11 protein-coding genes are annotated in these 16,536 nt (G+C 44.6%); 9 read left to right on the top strand and 2 right to left on the bottom strand.

Annotated features, from left to right (window positions below; all coding sequences use genetic code 11):
• Positions 1-282: 282 nt before the first annotated feature.
• Together ACE1CD_RS03265 and ACE1CD_RS03260 are read right to left on the bottom strand one after the other, a co-directional pair.
• On the bottom strand, positions 283-1,245 hold the full coding sequence (locus tag ACE1CD_RS03265; RefSeq protein WP_374821581.1) for a heme o synthase: 963 nt from the start codon (positions 1,243-1,245) through the stop codon (positions 283-285).
• Positions 1,246-1,327: 82 nt separating this feature from the next.
• Positions 1,328-2,257: a heme A synthase gene (locus ACE1CD_RS03260; RefSeq protein WP_374821579.1), complete on the bottom strand. Its 930-nt coding sequence runs from the start codon at positions 2,255-2,257 to the stop codon at positions 1,328-1,330.
• Between the two features lie 612 nt (positions 2,258-2,869).
• Here ACE1CD_RS03260 and ACE1CD_RS03255 point away from each other — a divergent pair.
• From ACE1CD_RS03255 to ACE1CD_RS03215, 9 genes are all read left to right on the top strand, one after another.
• A complete protein-coding gene (locus ACE1CD_RS03255) occupies positions 2,870-3,850 on the top strand; it encodes a cytochrome c oxidase subunit II (RefSeq protein WP_374790573.1) in 981 nt (326 codons plus the stop codon).
• Positions 3,851-3,916: 66 nt separating this feature from the next.
• The gene (ctaD, locus tag ACE1CD_RS03250; protein ID WP_374790571.1) at positions 3,917-5,803 is read left to right on the top strand and encodes a cytochrome c oxidase subunit I; all 1,887 of its coding nucleotides are present in this window, start codon (positions 3,917-3,919) and stop codon (positions 5,801-5,803) included.
• A gap of 189 nt (positions 5,804-5,992) precedes the next feature.
• Entirely contained in the window at positions 5,993-6,622 is a 630-nt protein-coding gene (locus ACE1CD_RS03245) for a heme-copper oxidase subunit III (RefSeq protein ID WP_374821576.1), read from the top strand.
• 543 nt (positions 6,623-7,165) lie between these two features.
• Positions 7,166-9,841, top strand: a complete 2,676-nt coding sequence (locus ACE1CD_RS03240; protein ID WP_374821573.1) for a tyrosinase family protein — start codon at positions 7,166-7,168, stop codon at positions 9,839-9,841.
• 297 nt (positions 9,842-10,138) lie between these two features.
• Positions 10,139-11,248: a DUF3696 domain-containing protein gene (locus tag ACE1CD_RS03235; RefSeq protein WP_374821570.1), complete on the top strand. Its 1,110-nt coding sequence runs from the start codon at positions 10,139-10,141 to the stop codon at positions 11,246-11,248.
• A 3-nt stretch (positions 11,249-11,251) separates the two neighbouring features.
• Positions 11,252-12,193 carry a hypothetical protein gene (locus tag ACE1CD_RS03230; RefSeq protein WP_374821567.1) on the top strand — a complete coding sequence of 314 codons (942 nt, stop codon included), beginning with the start codon at positions 11,252-11,254 and terminating at the stop codon, positions 12,191-12,193.
• A gap of 134 nt (positions 12,194-12,327) precedes the next feature.
• Positions 12,328-13,296, top strand: coding sequence for a M48 family metallopeptidase (locus tag ACE1CD_RS03225; protein WP_374821565.1), 969 nt, complete (start codon positions 12,328-12,330; stop codon positions 13,294-13,296).
• A 90-nt stretch (positions 13,297-13,386) separates the two neighbouring features.
• On the top strand, positions 13,387-14,976 hold the full coding sequence (locus ACE1CD_RS03220; RefSeq protein WP_374821563.1) for a mucoidy inhibitor MuiA family protein: 1,590 nt from the start codon (positions 13,387-13,389) through the stop codon (positions 14,974-14,976).
• 108 nt (positions 14,977-15,084) lie between these two features.
• Positions 15,085-16,389: a glycoside hydrolase family 3 N-terminal domain-containing protein gene (locus tag ACE1CD_RS03215; RefSeq protein ID WP_374821560.1), complete on the top strand. Its 1,305-nt coding sequence runs from the start codon at positions 15,085-15,087 to the stop codon at positions 16,387-16,389.
• Positions 16,390-16,536 lie beyond the last annotated feature (147 nt).

Genomic DNA, 16,536 nt, shown 5'->3' with positions numbered 1-16,536 from the left:
GGGTTTTTCTATACATCTATCGCCTGAAATAATCTGTTATATACAAATATTAAAAAAGTAATTTGAAAATAAAAAAATTGGCAATTTAAGTTTATTAATATTTTCCTGCCCCCAGATAATTGCTTCGTGAAACTGCCGAGAGATTTATTTGATGAAGAATTAGTTAAAGTACTAGATCGTCAGTTTGAAAAAGTCACGCCCTCCCCATACTGAAAACCCTAAAAGCAAACCCCCTCCCCGTCGCGGGGAGGGGGCTGGGGGGTGGGGTAGTTCCCATCCACACTAAATTATTGCGTGCAACTTCTCAGCCAAACTAGCTGTGAGGTAATGAGTCACTGGCAAACTATCAACAACAATGCCACCGCAGAGCAACATCATGTAGATAATGGAGAATTTAAAGAGCGATCGCGCCAAATCCTTATCGCTAGGATTGAGCCATAATTCCCAAGCTTTCTGGATAAACTTTCCACCCAGGATTACGGCAAACGCGCCATAAACAACACCTGCCGTACCCAGAGGATAAATCAGCAGAAAAGTTGATGCCACCATGATGAGCGTATAAATCCAGATTTGACGAGAAGTGGCAACTTCGCCCACAACAACTGGCAACATAGGGATGTTTACTTTCGCGTAATCATCGCGAATCATCATAGCCAGCGCCCAGAAATGGGGAGGCGTCCACAAAAAGACGATCGCAAATAACATCCATGCCGACCAGCTTAAACTATCAGTCACAGCCGCCCATCCCACCAAAGCGGGAATCGCACCGGCAGCACCGCCAATCACAATATTTTGGGTAGTGTGGCGTTTCAGCAAATGGGTGTAAATTGCCATGTAGAAAACAATGCCAGACATCGCCAACAGCGCCGCCAGCAAATTGGCAAAAACAGCCAATAAAGTAAACGAAAGAGAAGCGAGGATAATTGCAAATAAAAGCGCATCGCGAGATTGCACCCTGCCGGAAGGAATCGGACGATGGCGGGTGCGTTCCATTGCATAATCGATATCGCGATCGTAAATGCAGTTGAGCGTTTGCGCCGCAGCTGCCGCCAGAGTACCACCTGTAAGCGTTACCAGCAATAACAGCGGATCTACCCGTCCTGCTGATGCCATCCACATACTAGCTGCCGTTGTAATGAGCAGCAGAGGAATAATCCGAGGTTTCGTCAGCTGATAGTAACTTTGTATTACTTCTTTGAAGTTTTGATGGTGACGGGAAACCCCAGTAGCAATAATTTCTTGCATGAATTCTGTTAGTCCTTTGCTAATTGTCAGTTGTTAATAGTTAGTAACGCGACTGACGACTAACTACTAACCAATGACCCGATTAGGCTGGCGATCGCTGAAGACGACGTGTACTCAAGACATCGCGCCACGTCAAAACTGTCAGCGCCACCAAAGATCCCAGTAATGCCGCACCGACTGCTTGGTGAGTAACTGTCAGCGGTTCTACCTGGAGGTGCAAGCGGAAAGTTGCCACACCAAGAGCAATTTGACATAGCAGCAAAACACCAGCACTGTTAGCCAGCAATCGGACAGTGGGGTGTACTGCCGGTGTTCGCCATGTCAGAATTACTACAGCCAAAGTTGCCAAAGTGGGTGGAACTACACCGGCAATGTGGCTATTCATCACAGCACATAGCTGCGATGCGCCAAAGCACTGGTGCAGCGCCCAGCGAGATGCCACCAATCCGCCCAAAAGGCATTGTACGTAAACTAAAATTGCGGCGCTTAAGCTTACCCACGCTAAGTTACCGACGGTGCCGGTGGCTTCGTAGGGTAAGAGAGCCACACCAATCACTATCAGCGTAGTGAAAAATAACAAAGCTGCTCCCAGGTGAGCGGTGACAATATCAAACCGCAGCAGTTCGGTAACGGTGAGTCCCCCAAGGATACCTTGGAAAATTATCAAAAAGAGGGCGAACGCGGAGGCCCAAAGTAGCCAAGGCGGTGACTGACGCCGATACCACCACGAGATGCCAACCAGAGCGATCGCGCTGACGCCGATTAAAGCCGCATCCAATCGGTGAAACCACTCCAGGAACACCTGTAGGTTCATCTGCTGACTGGGTACTAACTGACCGTAGCACAGCGGCCAGTCAGGGCAAGCCAACCCGGCATTCATCACCCGCGTGGCGCTGCCTACTGCCATCAACAGCAGTGTGGCGATCGCGATTTTCCACACAAAGCGACGGATAAAATCTACAGGGGTGGCAACAAAAGTGCTTTCATCCTGATGCAACACAGTGTCCGCCATGAGCTCTACCTTCGGGTTAATCACTTTCTGTGCGTGTTAAGCAAATTATGAGCATCTGCTCATTCAGAGCTATTCATCGCATTCAATGCAATGAATGGCTCTAGGTATTACTGTAGCGACATAATCCGGTTAAGCAAAAAACCTTTAGGTATTTTTTACTTATAAAATCTTTATATATTTTGATAGACGTAATTGTGGCAAAAGATGCTGTAAGAAATGTAGGACATACGTTAAAATCCCCAGTTCGCTAGCATCGAGAGCGCCGAACACTATTTGACAGATAGGCTTACCAAAGAAGGGAAAAGGGTAAGACGTAAGCAATAAAGGCTAATTTAAAATCCTTTCCCGATTCCCATTACCCTTCCCATTCCCCGTTTTGATTGTTGTGTTGTCAATTGCAGCGATCCCAAAGAAATATTGAAAAAGTGGCCTATCAAACCCTCCTTTACCGACCCCTGTTTTACCTTGGTAAGAGAATCGATACTAAAAAACAAATGCTTGCTTGTCTAAAATCAAGGCTGACAGCCTTTTCAATACTTGATGGGCCAACCTGCTGCTTCGCATCAGCCGCGATGAAAGTCAAGCAGTTGTGCAATAAATCCTAAAATCGCCGTGAAAATCCCAAGTAACATTTCAACTCTACTAGCCGGTATAGCACTGACCCTCGTCAGTCTCTGGTTCGGTCAGAATCATGGCCTACTGCCAGAAGCAGCCTCAGAAGAAGCATCTTTGGTAGATGGGTTATTCAACATGATGATGACCATCTCCACAGGTTTGTTTCTCATCGTTGAAGGCGTAATTATCTATTGCGTCGTTAAGTTTCGCAGACGTCCGGGTGACACCACAGATGGAGCGCCGATGCACGGCAACGTTCCCCTGGAAATACTCTGGACAGGAATTCCCGCGATAATTATCCTGGTCATAGGAGTCTACAGCTTTGAAGTTTACAATGCTATGGGCGGCTTAGACCCGATGGCCGCTCACGGTATGCCACAGCAGCAAGCGATGAAAATGCCAGGATCTGCGATCGCCGCCACCTTAAACCAGACAGATAAATCCGCAACCCAAATTGCAGAAGGTATTGGCGCGACCCCAGCAGAAAGCCCAGCTTCAGACTTGGAAATTGATGTTACCGGTTTGCAGTTTGCCTGGATTTTTAACTATCCCGATAGTGGCGTCGTATCTGGCGAACTGCACGTCCCCGCCGGAAACCATGTCAAACTCAACATTTCAGCCAACGACGTGATCCATGCCTTCTGGGTACCCGAATTCCGCATCAAGCAAGATGCAATACCAGGTAGAACAACGCAATTGCAATTCACTCCCAAGGTAGTTGGCACCTACCCGGTGATTTGTGCCGAACTCTGCGGTAGCTATCATGGCAGCATGAAAACCCAGGTGATTGTAGAAACACCAGAAGAATTTAATGCCTGGATTCAAAGTCAGCAAGAAGTTGCTAATTCCGATAACTTGAATCGGGTTGTAGCGGTAAACCCGCAAGAAATGTCAACTGGTGAATTTTTAGCTCCCTACGCAGCAGAGATGGGAATTAACTCCGATACTCTCGCACAGCTACAACATTCCCATCATTAATTTTAGGTTTTAGATTCTAGATTTTATCTAGAATCTAAAATCCTAAATCCCAAATCGAAAATTGATATGACTACACAAGTACAGCTTCAAGAACCAGATAATGTAGGCCACGGAACAGAAGAAAGTGGCAATAATTGGGGAAAATACTTTGGCTTTAGCACCGACCATAAAGTGATCGGAATTCAATACCTGGTCACATCGTTTATCTTCTATTTAATCGGCGGTGCTTTAGCATCAGCTGTTCGCGCCGAACTAGCTACCCCAGACTCAGATCTTGTCAGTCCCGAACTCTACAACAGTTTCTTTACAATCCACGCCACCGTCATGATTTTTTTGTGGATTGTGCCTGCGGCGACCGGTGGATTTGGCAATTATCTAATTCCTTTAATGATCGGGGCGCGGGATATGGCGTTCCCGCGTTTGAATGCGGTTGCCTTTTGGATTATCCCACCTGCCGGTCTGCTGCTTCTGGCCAGCTTTTTCGTGGGGGCAGCCGGTTCGGGTTGGACATCTTATCCACCTTTGAGCTTAATTAACGGCAGCAAAGCGGGTGAGTTGATTTGGATACTCAGCGTTCTCTTATTGGGAAGTTCTTCAATTTTGGGTGCGGTGAATTTCTTCACCACTCTATTGACGATGCGAATTCCCGGTATGAGTTTGAATCAAATGCCGTTGTTTTGCTGGGCGATGCTAGCAGCTTCGGCACTGATTTTAATTGGAACTCCCGTATTGGCAGGTGCTTTGATTCTGCTGAGTTTTGACCTGATCGCGGGTACGGCTTTCTTTAACCCAACTGGCGGCGGCGATCCGATAGTTTACCAGCATATGTTCTGGTTTTATTCCCACCCGGCGGTTTACATTATGATTCTGCCGGTGTTCGGGATGATTTCGGAAATTCTGCCAGTTCATTCCCGCAAACCCATTTTCGGCTATCGGGCGATCGCTTATTCCAGTTTGGCCATTAGCTTTTTGGGGCTGATCGTTTGGGCGCACCATATGTTCACCAGCGGCACCCCCGGTTGGTTGCGGATGTTCTTTATGATCGCCACAATGATCATCGCGGTACCCACAGGTATCAAGGTGTTTAGTTGGTTGGCTACTATGTGGGGCGGCAAACTGCGTCTCAACAGTGCCATGATCTTTGCGATCGGATTTATATCCATGTTTGTGATCGGCGGTATCAGCGGCATCATGGTAGCTTCCGCACCTTTCGATATTCACGTTCACGATACTTATTTTATTGTCGCCCACCTGCACTACGTCTTATTCGGCGGTAGCGTCTTCGGTTTGTATGGTGCATTATATCACTGGTTCCCCAAAATGACGGGTCGGATGATGAACGAAACCTGGGGAAAAATCCATTTTGCCCTGACGTTCGTCGGATTTAATATCTGCTTCCTTCCTATGCACAAGCTGGGTCTGGAAGGTATGCCCCGCCGGGTAGCTATGTACGATCCCAAATTTGCCGCACTAAATATGGTTTGTACCATAGGTGCCTTTATTCTGGCAGTTTCCACAATTCCGTTCCTCGTCAATGCCATTTGGAGTTGGTTCTACGGCCCCAAAGCTGCCGATAACCCCTGGCAAGGTCTGACCTTAGAGTGGATGACTTCTTCACCGCCACCAGTTGAGAATTTCTTTACCGACCCGGTTTTGGCCAGCGGGCCGTATGACTACGGTATGGTCAATCCTCTCCAAATTCGGAAACTTATGGCTAACAAGAGTAAGGCTGCCGAAGCTAGAACTCCATCGGGTGTACCCCTAGAAAAAGCTACAGTTTCAGACTTTTTTGCCTCTTCTACTTCTGTTATGCCTTCAAACTCAGAGTCAAATGTTGCAACCGAAACTCTTCAGGATGAAGACCCGATGTTGTCCGGAGGGCCAAACTCGGTGTTGCGGGCTAAACCCGATCCAGATGTTGCTGTGAATCCGGAAGACCGCAAGCAGGAGTAAAAAGAGAGAGGGGCTAGGGAGTGGGGGAGTGGGGGAGCGGGGGATTTCAAATTTCAGATTTCAGATTTATCAAAATCTTCCCTTTTAAATCTAAAATCTGAAATTTTCTTCCTTCTTCCCTCTTCCTTTTTCCCTAACCCCTAACCCCTAGCCCCTTCTTCCACTGACAACTGACCAAAATAGAAAGTCATGCAAAGTTCAACTGTCGATCCAGCTAAGACTGCTCTCAACTATCACCATAGTGCGGAGACTGCCGCAGGACACCACCACGAAGGCCATCCCGATCACCGCGTTTTCGGGGTGATTGTGTTCCTAGTTGCAGAAGGAATGATCTTTTTAGGCTTGTTTGCTGCCTACCTTACCTTTCGAGCTGTGGCACCGACATGGCCACCGGAAGGAACCCCAGAACGGGAGTTATTGCTGCCCGGAATTAACACGCTGATTCTGATATCTAGCAGTTTTGTCATTCATAATGCCGATACAGCGATTAAGAAAAACAATGTGGCGGGTTTGCGAAATTGGTTTATTGCCACTGCCATTATGGGCATCATTTTCTTAGTCGGTCAGGTTTATGAATACAGCCATCTGGAATTCGGTCTCAGAACAAACTTGTATGCCAGCACGTTTTATGTTTTGACTGGCTTTCACGGTTTGCACGTTTGTTTTGGGGTGCTGCTAATTCTGGGCGTGTTGTGGCGATCGCTCAAAAAAGACCACTACAGCAGCGAAAGCCACTTTGGTGTAGAAGCAGCTGAAATCTACTGGCACTTTGTCGATATCGTGTGGATAATTCTCTTCCTGCTGCTTTATATTTTGTGATTTCAATTAGCTTTTTTGCTGATAAAACATCCCCCCTAAAGGGGATTTTTTTATTGGCGCTACGCTTGCGATCGCAAATCCACTTTTGTTCACTCTTTAATTTTTGGCATAAACATTATAGAGACGTTTCATGAAACGCCTCTACAGCCGATCGGCATAAAAGGCGTCATCGCAATAGATTTGGTATTAAGTAAACATACTGTTGCTAATATTGGATAATTTAAAGTTACTGTAAAAATTCAGGGTAACTACTTAAAAAAAGGCGCTAGTGAATATTTACTTACTGGCAGGTAATTGCTTAGTTTGCAAAAATTGATAACAACTGAGAACTTTTTAAAGCCAGGTAAAGTCATTTAGGAGGAATTTATCTCAGCCGATCGCATAGAAGAGTCGGCTCGTTTAAAGTAACTTCTGAGGCGACAATATTTAAACCCGCTTGAGAAGTCAGCCCAGAAGGCAATATTTTTCAGCTAACCGACGAGTCGGAAAGGGTCGCATCAACTTCCGGGGTATTGCGATTACCAAATAGGATGCAAAAAACACATGAATCACACCGATGAGAATCTCTTAGTTCGCAAAGACGCCAAAGACCTTACGGATACAGAAAAACAACGATTTGTCAATGCAGTTAAAGCATTAAAAAACAGGCCATCCCCGTACACAATTTTCGACCCGGCAACTGGTACAAACGTAACGCCACCAAACGCTTACGATTACTACGTGAGGATACACCAATTAGCGTTTGGCGAACTGAATTCTAGCGGACAAATGATACCCGGAGAAATGCCGCCCGTTCACTTCACACCACCATTTTTGCCGTGGCACCGGGAAATGCTGCGTCGCTTCGAGAACGATTTGCGATCGATTGACCCCACTGTTACCCTGCCGTACTGGGACTTCACCAACTCGGATAGTAGCCGCGCCGTCTTCACCGACAACTTCATGGGAGGTTTTGGCAACGCGCAAGACAGCAATCTCGTGAGTACCGGGCCATTTCGTGCGCCATCTTTTTCCCTGCGGAATCAGCCGAGTCAGACACTCAACCAGCAGGGTATCTGGACATTTAACTTTAATTCTCCATCAGCTCTAAATCCCAACGGACAGGCGCGATTTCTCCAACGCAGTATCGGTTCCAGGCAAGACCCGTCGCAGTTTCCGGGTACTGCCAACTTACCGTTACCTTCTGAAATAGAGGCAGTTCTCAATCAACCGACATTCAATACTTTTTGGCCGGCACTGGAAGGTCGTCCCCACGGCAATCCCCACGTATGGGTGGGTGGGAATATGGGTTTGGCGACTTCTCCCAACGATCCGGTGTTCTTTCTGCATCACGCTAACATCGATCGCCTCTGGACGGAGTGGATGGAACGCCACCAAAACACTCCCGGTTTCCGTCCTTATCTGCCTTTAGATAGTGGTAACTCAGGGGTTGATATCAACGACCCGATGTATCAGTTTGGCAATGTGACTCCGGAACAGATGCTGTCGATTCAGCAAATCGGTTACGTTTACGATACGACCGATATACCGCCGCCGCCAGAAGAACCGATTCTGCCAACAGTTTCGATCGCGAATGTGTCGGTAACGGAAGGTAACGTTCCTGCCAACTTTGTTGTCAGCTTATCAAAAGCAAGCGACCAGGTGGTGAGGGTAAATTATACGATCGCCAGCGATACTTTCGACGGCACCAAAAGTTTCGATGCTGTTTTAAGCGGTGCGGAAGAAGTGCCACCCACCAGTTCCACAGCTAACGGTATCAGCTTGTTAGAACTGAATCGGGCAGGTGACGGACTCAGCTACAGGATAAAAGTGGCCGGTTTGGACTTTGGTTCTTTGCTGGGTAAAGCATCTCAAACTTCCACCACCAGCGATGATGTAACTGGCGTTCGTTTTCATGTTGGGGGCCAAGGTGCAAATGGGCCGATCGCTTTAGATATTTCCAAAGCTTCTCAAGATGCCGATGACTGGAACGCTACCATAGACTCGGATGGCTCTACAATTATCACCGGTGTTTGGGAAACAACAGATGCTGCCGGTCAATCTTTAAGCAGTTTTGTGTCTCCCCTCCGTACAGCGACACCGGGAAAAGATACCGGACTGTACCTGAACGTCCAGACCAAAGGGTCTCCCAACGGTGCAATTCGCGGCCAAATCTTAGGCGAACGCCCTGACATCGCCCCCCCTGCTTTCAGCGGTCAGGTGGTATTCAATCCCGGTCAAACCAAACAAACTATCACTGTCAATGTTGTCGATGATACGCGACAGGAGTTTGACGAAAATTTCTTCGTTAATTTGAGCAATCCCATTGGTGCTGACATAGCCGATTCCCAAGGTGTTGCCACTATTAGAGATAACGATACAAAGGCTGTCACGGTTCCGCCGCCCCCTGTTAAGGCGGGTGTGCCGGTGTTTGGCAGTACCGCTAACGATACCATCTCCGGCGGTAATGGCAATGATTCTATCTTTGCTGACAGTGGGGATGACTTGGTGTTTGGCGGTAAGGGCGATGATTATCTTGTTGGCAATAAAGGCAAAGATATTTTCTATGGAGACGCCGGTAATGACTTGATTTTCGGTAACGAAGGTGAAGACACCATCTATGGCGGGGAAGGAAATAATACTCTTTCTGGTGGCAAAGAAAATGATGTAATTTACGGCGGTAGCGGTGAAGATTTTATCGTTGGCGATGACGGTAACGATCTGATTTTTGGTAAGGGCAAGGACTTTCTCGCCGGCAACAAAGGCAACGATACTATTGATGGCGGGGAAGGTAACAGCAGCTTGTTTGGCGGTGCAGATAATGATGTTCTCTTCGGCGGAATTGGATCGGATTTACTGTTTGGAGACAAAGGAAAGGATCGCTTAGTGGGTGTCGATCGCAAAGCTTCCAATCCTGGATTTAGCGAGATAGATACCCTAGTTGGCGGTTTTGATAGCGATACCTTTGTGTTAGGAGATGCCGTTAAGTTTTACTACAATGACGGCGATGATTCTAAATCTGGCACAAGCGATTACGCCCTCATTCTTGATTTCAACTCCAGTCAAGATAGAATCGAGTTGCGCGGTTCCGCTGGTGGTTATGTTCTGGGTAGTTCCCCAAGCGGTTTACCAACTGGAACGGCAATCTATCAGAAAACTCTCGGTCAAAATGAGTTGATTGCGATCGTACAAGGCTCGAATAATTTGAGTCTTTCTGGTGGTTATTTCACTTTCGCCTAATTGATTTTTTGGTGTTTTAGGAATTGAAAGCGCTCCAAATTCAATGATGAGTTTGGGGCGCTTTGCTTTGGTAGTTGTTGGGGGAGGGAGGAGTGCGATCGTATCCCAGATCTTTTAGCCTCGTCTGTCCTGTATTTATAGCAACCGCCAGGGCGGTTAGGGCATCCTAAAACGCCAGAACCAATTCACAGCAAGCATTTGACTTTTGACTTTTGACTTTTGCTATATTTTTCAGGTAGCTAACAAGGTAGAGTATCGATTTGGTACAATTGAAAGAATACTTCAGGAAGTAGTACAATGATAAATTCTTTACGATTACTCAACTTTAAACCTTTTGAAAATCAATTTCTTAAATTTAGACCGCTAACTCTTCTTTGTGGTCTCAATAGTAGTGGGAAATCTTCTGTTCTTCAATCGTTGCTGTTGCTGCGTCAATCTTACCAACAGGGTTTATTGCCAAATATAGGCTTAGCGTTGAATGGTGAATTGATTTGTATTGGTACGGCACAAGATGCTCTTTTCGAGCGAGCGAGTAAAGAAGAAATTGGTTTTGATATTATTTGGGAAAATGACACAGAGGGAATATGGCGTTTTAACTACGATCGAGAAGTAGATGTATTGAATCTTGCCTCATCATCAATTCCCCCAGAAGTTTATCAATCAAGTATTTTCACTAATAACTTCCACTACCTTCAGGCAGAACGTATGGGGACACGCTCTTTTAATGAAATGTCATATTCCCAAGTCCGACGACTTAGGCAAATTGGAACCAAAGGTGAGTATACTGCACACTTCCTTTCAATTTATGGAGATAAAGATATCCCCAATGTTAATCTGAGCCATCCAAAAGCAAAGTCGCCGGAATTGGTTAATCAGGTAGAAGCATGGATAGGAGAAGTCAGTCCAGGTACACGCCTCAAAATTGCTCCAAAACCAGATATAGAGCGGATGAGTTTTCAATATTATTATGGAGACAGCAATCCTTACCGTGCTACCAATGTTGGGTTTGGAATTAGCTACACCCTACCAATTATTGTAGCTGTCCTTGCATCAGAACCAGGCACGCTAATTCTAATTGAAAATCCAGAAGCTCATTTACATCCAAAAGGGCAATCACAAATGGGTAGCTTGTTGGCACTTGCTGCAAGTTGTGGTGTTCAAATTGTAATAGAGACTCATAGCGATCACGTTCTAAATGGGATTCGTCTTGCTGTTCATGGTGGAAAAATCGATCCGAAAGATGTCCAGTTACACTTCTTCCAGCGACAAGAAAAAGAAGGACAAAGTTTCACTGAGGTAGTATCGCCACGGATCGATCGCAACGGACGCCTTGACCAATGGCCAGAAGGATTTTTCGATGAGTGGGATAAGAGTTTGGAGGCTTTATTAGAGCCAGTTGGAGAGTAAAAAATGGATTTGGAAATGGTATTTAATAAACTCTCTCTGCGAACTCCTGCTCCTGATATTCCCACAGCCCGAAAATTGATGTCGGATTTCATTAAAACTGTACTTACAGCAACAAAGCAGGGTGTAAAGAAAGTTATTCGCACTCAGGACGATATTAATAATATCCTACTTGCACCTAACTATCCTCTGATTCGCTGGCGGAACGACAATGAAGTCGAGCGAGAAGAACGTAGTTTTTTCAGAACTCTTACAAGTAAAGCTCCGTTCTTGATTGATATTACCGATCGAAATATTGAAAACAGTATTAATTTATCTGATTTTAAGCATCAGGGAGAGCAAGCAAGTGGACTTGGCCATGCTTTCTTGCTTGATGCACTTGCCATGAGTGTGAAATCTGAGCCTCGATGGGATTGCAGTCGCTTAGAATTGGAAGTGACGCGACTTGATGACAATGAACATATCGTCGATGAAGTTGTGGAAGTCATTCACGCCAGTAGTAGCAATCACATTCATGAAAATCATGTTTGGATAAAAAACCGTATTCGTACCAAAATTATTGACGGATTAGATCTGTGGAATCGGAAAGAAGAGTTATTTCCCAGCTTAGAATTTTGCGAAGATGTGGGGAAAGAAATGCCAAGCCTTGCTAGTGGAAACCCAAATTTGCAACAGATTATTAAGCGGTTATCTGAATTTGAGGATTACTGTAAAAATTGGAAAAGCGGGTCTTTTAATTATGACAATCTTCCTTGCAAAGTATCTCCAGAAAGTGAAACAAGGTTGCAGCAGTTTGAACAAGAACTAACTATTAAGTGTCCTGACGGCGTAAAGCGAGTCTTCAGTTTGCACGTCCGCATGACGCCAGGAGCGTGGCGGCTTCATTTTTCTGTAGAGTTAGGGCCTGGTAAGATAATTATTGGATATATCGGCCCTAAAATTCAATAATTTCAATATTTGAGTAGAAAATTGCGATCGCATCCTCAATCCACCTCGCAGCTACTATGAGAACATCGACGTGCGATCGCTCATCTATCTGAGCTTCATTAGAATAAGTACAATACCACTAAAAAAGTCTCTCTATGCCAACCTACAAAGGAATGTCCAGCGAAGCCTTTCGCCATCCGCTCGATCGCGAGGCGGAACAAACCTTACGCAGCTTACCGGGTTTCGATATCGCGGCTCGCAAATTTGTCGAATTTTTCTACGAGCGTCCGCAGTTTGTCTACCACATGGGTAACAGCATTCAAGTTGGCCCGCGCCAGTATTCTACAGTTTATCAGATGTTTCGCGAATGTGTGCGAGATTTAGACATTTATCCGGAACCAACTTTATTTATCAGTCAGTTTCCCATATCTAATGCCTATGCTTTGGGACAAGAGCGACCCTCGATCGTACTAAATTCTGGATTGTTGGACTTGATGACCGAAGCGGAACTGCGATCGGTTATCGCTCATGAATTAGGACATATTAAATGCGGTCACACTATTCTAACTCAAATGGCACTTTGGGTGATTAGCACTGCCTCTTTTATTGGGGAATTAACGCTTGGGTTAGGTAATATCATCGGTAGCGGTTTGGTTTATGCGTTTTATGAATGGAAACGCCGCTCGGAATTATCAGCCGATCGCGCCGCTTTGTTACTTTCAGATGATATCAATTCCGTCATGCGAGCGATGATGAAACTTGCTGGCGGCAGTGGCAAGTACAATAACGAAGCTAGTTTGGATGAATTTATTCGGCAATCGGAAAGATATCAAGAACTCGATGATGATGGATTGAATCAAGTTTATAAGTTTCTGCTTTACAATAACTTAGCTCAAGGTGTATTTCTCAGCCATCCTTTTTTGGTAGAACGCATTATCCACTTGCGCCAATGGTCAAATTCTGATGAATATCGTCAAATTCGTCATGGCAATTATCAACAATCAGCAGCAGAGGGAGCCGTTGATGTTCCATCTCAAACTGGACGCAGCCAAGCAGATGAATTGCGGCGTCAAATTGAAGAGTTGCAACGAGAAATTGACAGTTTGAAAAGAAAGTCTGAGTGAGGCTGATTGTTGATTGCTCATTGTTCATTGTTCGTCGTTGCAATATCGATGCGATGAACTATGAACTATAAATTAACTGGCAACTGACAAATGACACATCAAATAGTCAATACCCACATTTCAGAAGTCACGGTATACACTAACCAAGCTCTAGTGACGCGGCGCGGTACAGTAAGTTTGACTGGTGATGAGCAAGAATTAATCATCGCTGATTTGCCTTTAACTATTCAGACTGATTCAGTTCGGGTTAGAGGTGATGGTATATTAGGAGTGCGTACAGAAACTGTATTTGCCAACGAAGCATTTGGCGAAAAAGTAGGACAACTGAGTAGACAAATTCGGAGTTTGGAGCAGCAAAGACGCACTATTCAAGATCAATTAGATGCTGCACAATTACAACGCAATTTCGTACAATCCTTAAGCGAAAAGTCTTTGGAAGGTTTTTCGGGATTGCTTGCTCCCGCACAAATGAACTTGCATGAAGTGAAGGAGTTAGTCAATTTTTTGGGAGAACAATACGGGGAGTATGCCAATGCGATCGCACTCCGAGAAAGGCAGGTACGCGAGTTAGATAGACAATTGGAAATATTTCGCCAACAATTCAAACAATTACAGCTATCTACTTGCAAAGAAAGTTATACCAGTTATAACGTTATCGTTGCGATCGCTCCTACAAGTCCGGGAGAATTTCAGCTAGAATTGTCTTATCTGGTAACTCGCGCTGGCTGGACTCCGCTTTACGACTTGCGAACTAGCAGTAGTGGCGATCGCATCAATCTCACTTACCTGGCAGAAATTAAGCAGAAAACTGGTGAAAATTGGCAAGGTGTCAAACTCACCCTTTCCACAGCTAAACCGACTGCGAATACTCTACCTCCCAAACTCGAACCGTGGTATATTAGCGGTCAGAAAAATAACCAATTTTTCCGACAAGGTAAGCACAGTTGTAACGATGATTTTGCTGAATTAGAAGCTTTATTAGCAGAGGATAAGAATGGTTCCAAAAAACAAGATTTACCGGAACTGCAAAAAGTGCTGACAAAAGGAACTAAGCCTGAAGGTGCAGTAACTTTCCGGTTAGCTGGAAACAACGATATTTCTAGTGATGGTATTGCTCATAAAGTGATAGTATTAAGTGAAAATTATCCTTGTAAAATTGAATATGTCGCGCTACCAAGGTCGCTAACTTTTGCTTATTTGCAAGCTACGGTTAGGAATAAATCAAATGGTGTAAATTTGTTACCGGGTAAGGCTAATATTTTTCGCGATCGCACTTTAATTGGCACTACTCAGATCGAGAATGTTGCACCCGGTCATGATTTTAAGCTTAACTTAGGCGTTGACGAAGATTTGCAAATTGAGCGCGATTTGCTGGAACGCGAGGTAGAATTAATAGGTAACTACCGACGCACGACTTACGGTTACAAATTGGTAATTACCAATTTGCGCGATCGCAAAACAACTCTGCGCTTAATTGAGCAATTGCCTGTCAGTCGCGACGAACAAATTAAAGTACGTTTGCTCAGTACAAATCCGGAAATTCATCTCGGTGCAATGGGTCAATTGGAATGGTTGCTGACTCTACCGCGTCAATCTAAACGCCAGCAAAAAATAGAAGTATATTATCAGTTTAGCATAGAACATCCGGCTGAGATAAGTGTAGTGAGTATGGATATTTAGCTGATTTATAAAGGTAAGGTTGATTTTTTTAACGCAGATGAAAACAGATAAACGCAGATGAACGCAGATAAATTTGGATGTTGGTTAAACGCTGAGTGAATTTAGAATATGATTTTTTTTATAAAAATAGTTAAATTGTTTTTAGCGTTGGCAATTTTGGGTATTGCTTTTTGTTATCGGCAGCCTTTCTTAGCTGGAGGGAGAGAACTGGCGTTTGTAGCTATTATAATAGTTGGGGTTGGATTAATTGTTACGGAAGTAATCGGGTTCAAGAAAAGATTAAGCGCGGTTTCGATATTAGCGATCGCTTCTTTAGCGCTCTGCATAGCCACTGGTTTGGAAATCAAATTCAACTTGGCTAAACAAAGTGTTTTGAATGCAGATATCGCCAAACTGGAAAATTTGGGACAGCATTTCATCGTTGGTTACAGGAACTTTGATGAAATCAAAACTTTAGTCTCAAAAAGAGCGATCGGCGGAGTTTTTGTCACGGCTAGAAATATTAAAAATAAAAGCAAACAAGAGATACAACAAGAAATTCAAGCTTTGCAAGCAATTCGTCGCGCTCAGGGTTTGCTACCTTTGTGGATAGCCACAGATCAAGAAGGCGGCGTCGTATCTCGTTTATCTCCACCTTTGGCTAAATTGCCTCAATTATCATTTGTGCTAGATGGCGATAAAAATATAGAGCGAAAAAAAGATAAAGTAATTCAATATGCCGCCACTCAGGGTAAAGACTTATCTGCCATAGGAATTAACCTAAACTTCGCTCCTGTGGTAGATTTAAACAAGGGAATTATCAGTCCAGACGATAAATTTTCTAAAATTTACCTGCGATCTATATCAGCAGATAAGGAAGTCGTTACCAAGGTAGCTTTGTGGTATTGTCAAACATTAGAAAAATACGGCGTTCGCTGCACGATTAAACATTTTCCCGGACTGGGAAGAGTAAGCGCAGATACTCATATTGCTGATGCACAATTGCATACATCAGTAGCAGAATTAGCTCAAGACGATTGGCTACCGTTTCGGGAAGTGATGAGCAAATCTCCAGCTTTTACGATGTTAGGACACGCTAGGTTAACGGCGGTAGATGGAGAACACCCGGTATCGTTTTCCCAGCAGGTTATCGAGGGTATTATTAGAAAGGATTGGGGACACGATGGTGTATTGATTACAGATGATTTTAGTATGCAGGCAGTTTATGGCAGTAAAGATGGGTTGGCACTGGCTACAGTTAAAGCGATTAATGCTGGAGTGGATTTGATACTGATCGCTTTTGATAAAGATTTATATTACGAAGCCATAGATGCTTTACTAAAAGCTGAGGAAAAAGGTAAGTTGGATAGACAAATGTTGGATAATAGTAGTAAAAGACTTCGTACTCAATCCGAGTATATAGGCCGTTTTTAAGTTTTGGGATAAACATTCAGTTTGGTTGCATCGGTAGTGTAAGACTGATGTGAAAGATTATCTGTGGGATCGGGGGTTAAATTTTTACCGCAGATGGAAAGCAGATAAACGCAGATGGACGCAGATAACAGCCGATCGCCTTGCACA

This window comes from Aerosakkonema sp. BLCC-F183, from assembly GCF_041929145.1.
Lineage (GTDB): Bacteria > Cyanobacteriota > Cyanobacteriia > Cyanobacteriales > Aerosakkonemataceae > Aerosakkonema.
Note: the sequence above shows the minus strand (reverse complement) of the source record. Positions and strands in the feature narration are given on the sequence as shown.

What these genes read in the sequence shown, in the direction of transcription:
- ACE1CD_RS03240 (WP_374821573.1), top strand. Translation starts at nt 7,166, where the DNA reads ATGAATCACACCGATGAGAATCTCTTAGTTCGCAAAGACGCCAAAGAC.
- ACE1CD_RS03215 (WP_374821560.1), top strand. Translation starts at nt 15,085, where the DNA reads ATGATTTTTTTTATAAAAATAGTTAAATTGTTTTTAGCGTTGGCAATT.
- ACE1CD_RS03230 (WP_374821567.1), top strand. Translation starts at nt 11,252, where the DNA reads ATGGATTTGGAAATGGTATTTAATAAACTCTCTCTGCGAACTCCTGCT.
- ACE1CD_RS03220 (WP_374821563.1), top strand. Translation starts at nt 13,387, where the DNA reads ATGACACATCAAATAGTCAATACCCACATTTCAGAAGTCACGGTATAC.
- ACE1CD_RS03265 (WP_374821581.1), bottom strand. Translation starts at nt 1,245, where the DNA reads ATGCAAGAAATTATTGCTACTGGGGTTTCCCGTCACCATCAAAACTTC.
- ACE1CD_RS03225 (WP_374821565.1), top strand. Translation starts at nt 12,328, where the DNA reads ATGCCAACCTACAAAGGAATGTCCAGCGAAGCCTTTCGCCATCCGCTC.
- ACE1CD_RS03260 (WP_374821579.1), bottom strand. Translation starts at nt 2,257, where the DNA reads ATGGCGGACACTGTGTTGCATCAGGATGAAAGCACTTTTGTTGCCACC.
- ctaD (WP_374790571.1), top strand. Translation starts at nt 3,917, where the DNA reads ATGACTACACAAGTACAGCTTCAAGAACCAGATAATGTAGGCCACGGA.
- ACE1CD_RS03235 (WP_374821570.1), top strand. Translation starts at nt 10,139, where the DNA reads ATGATAAATTCTTTACGATTACTCAACTTTAAACCTTTTGAAAATCAA.
- ACE1CD_RS03245 (WP_374821576.1), top strand. Translation starts at nt 5,993, where the DNA reads ATGCAAAGTTCAACTGTCGATCCAGCTAAGACTGCTCTCAACTATCAC.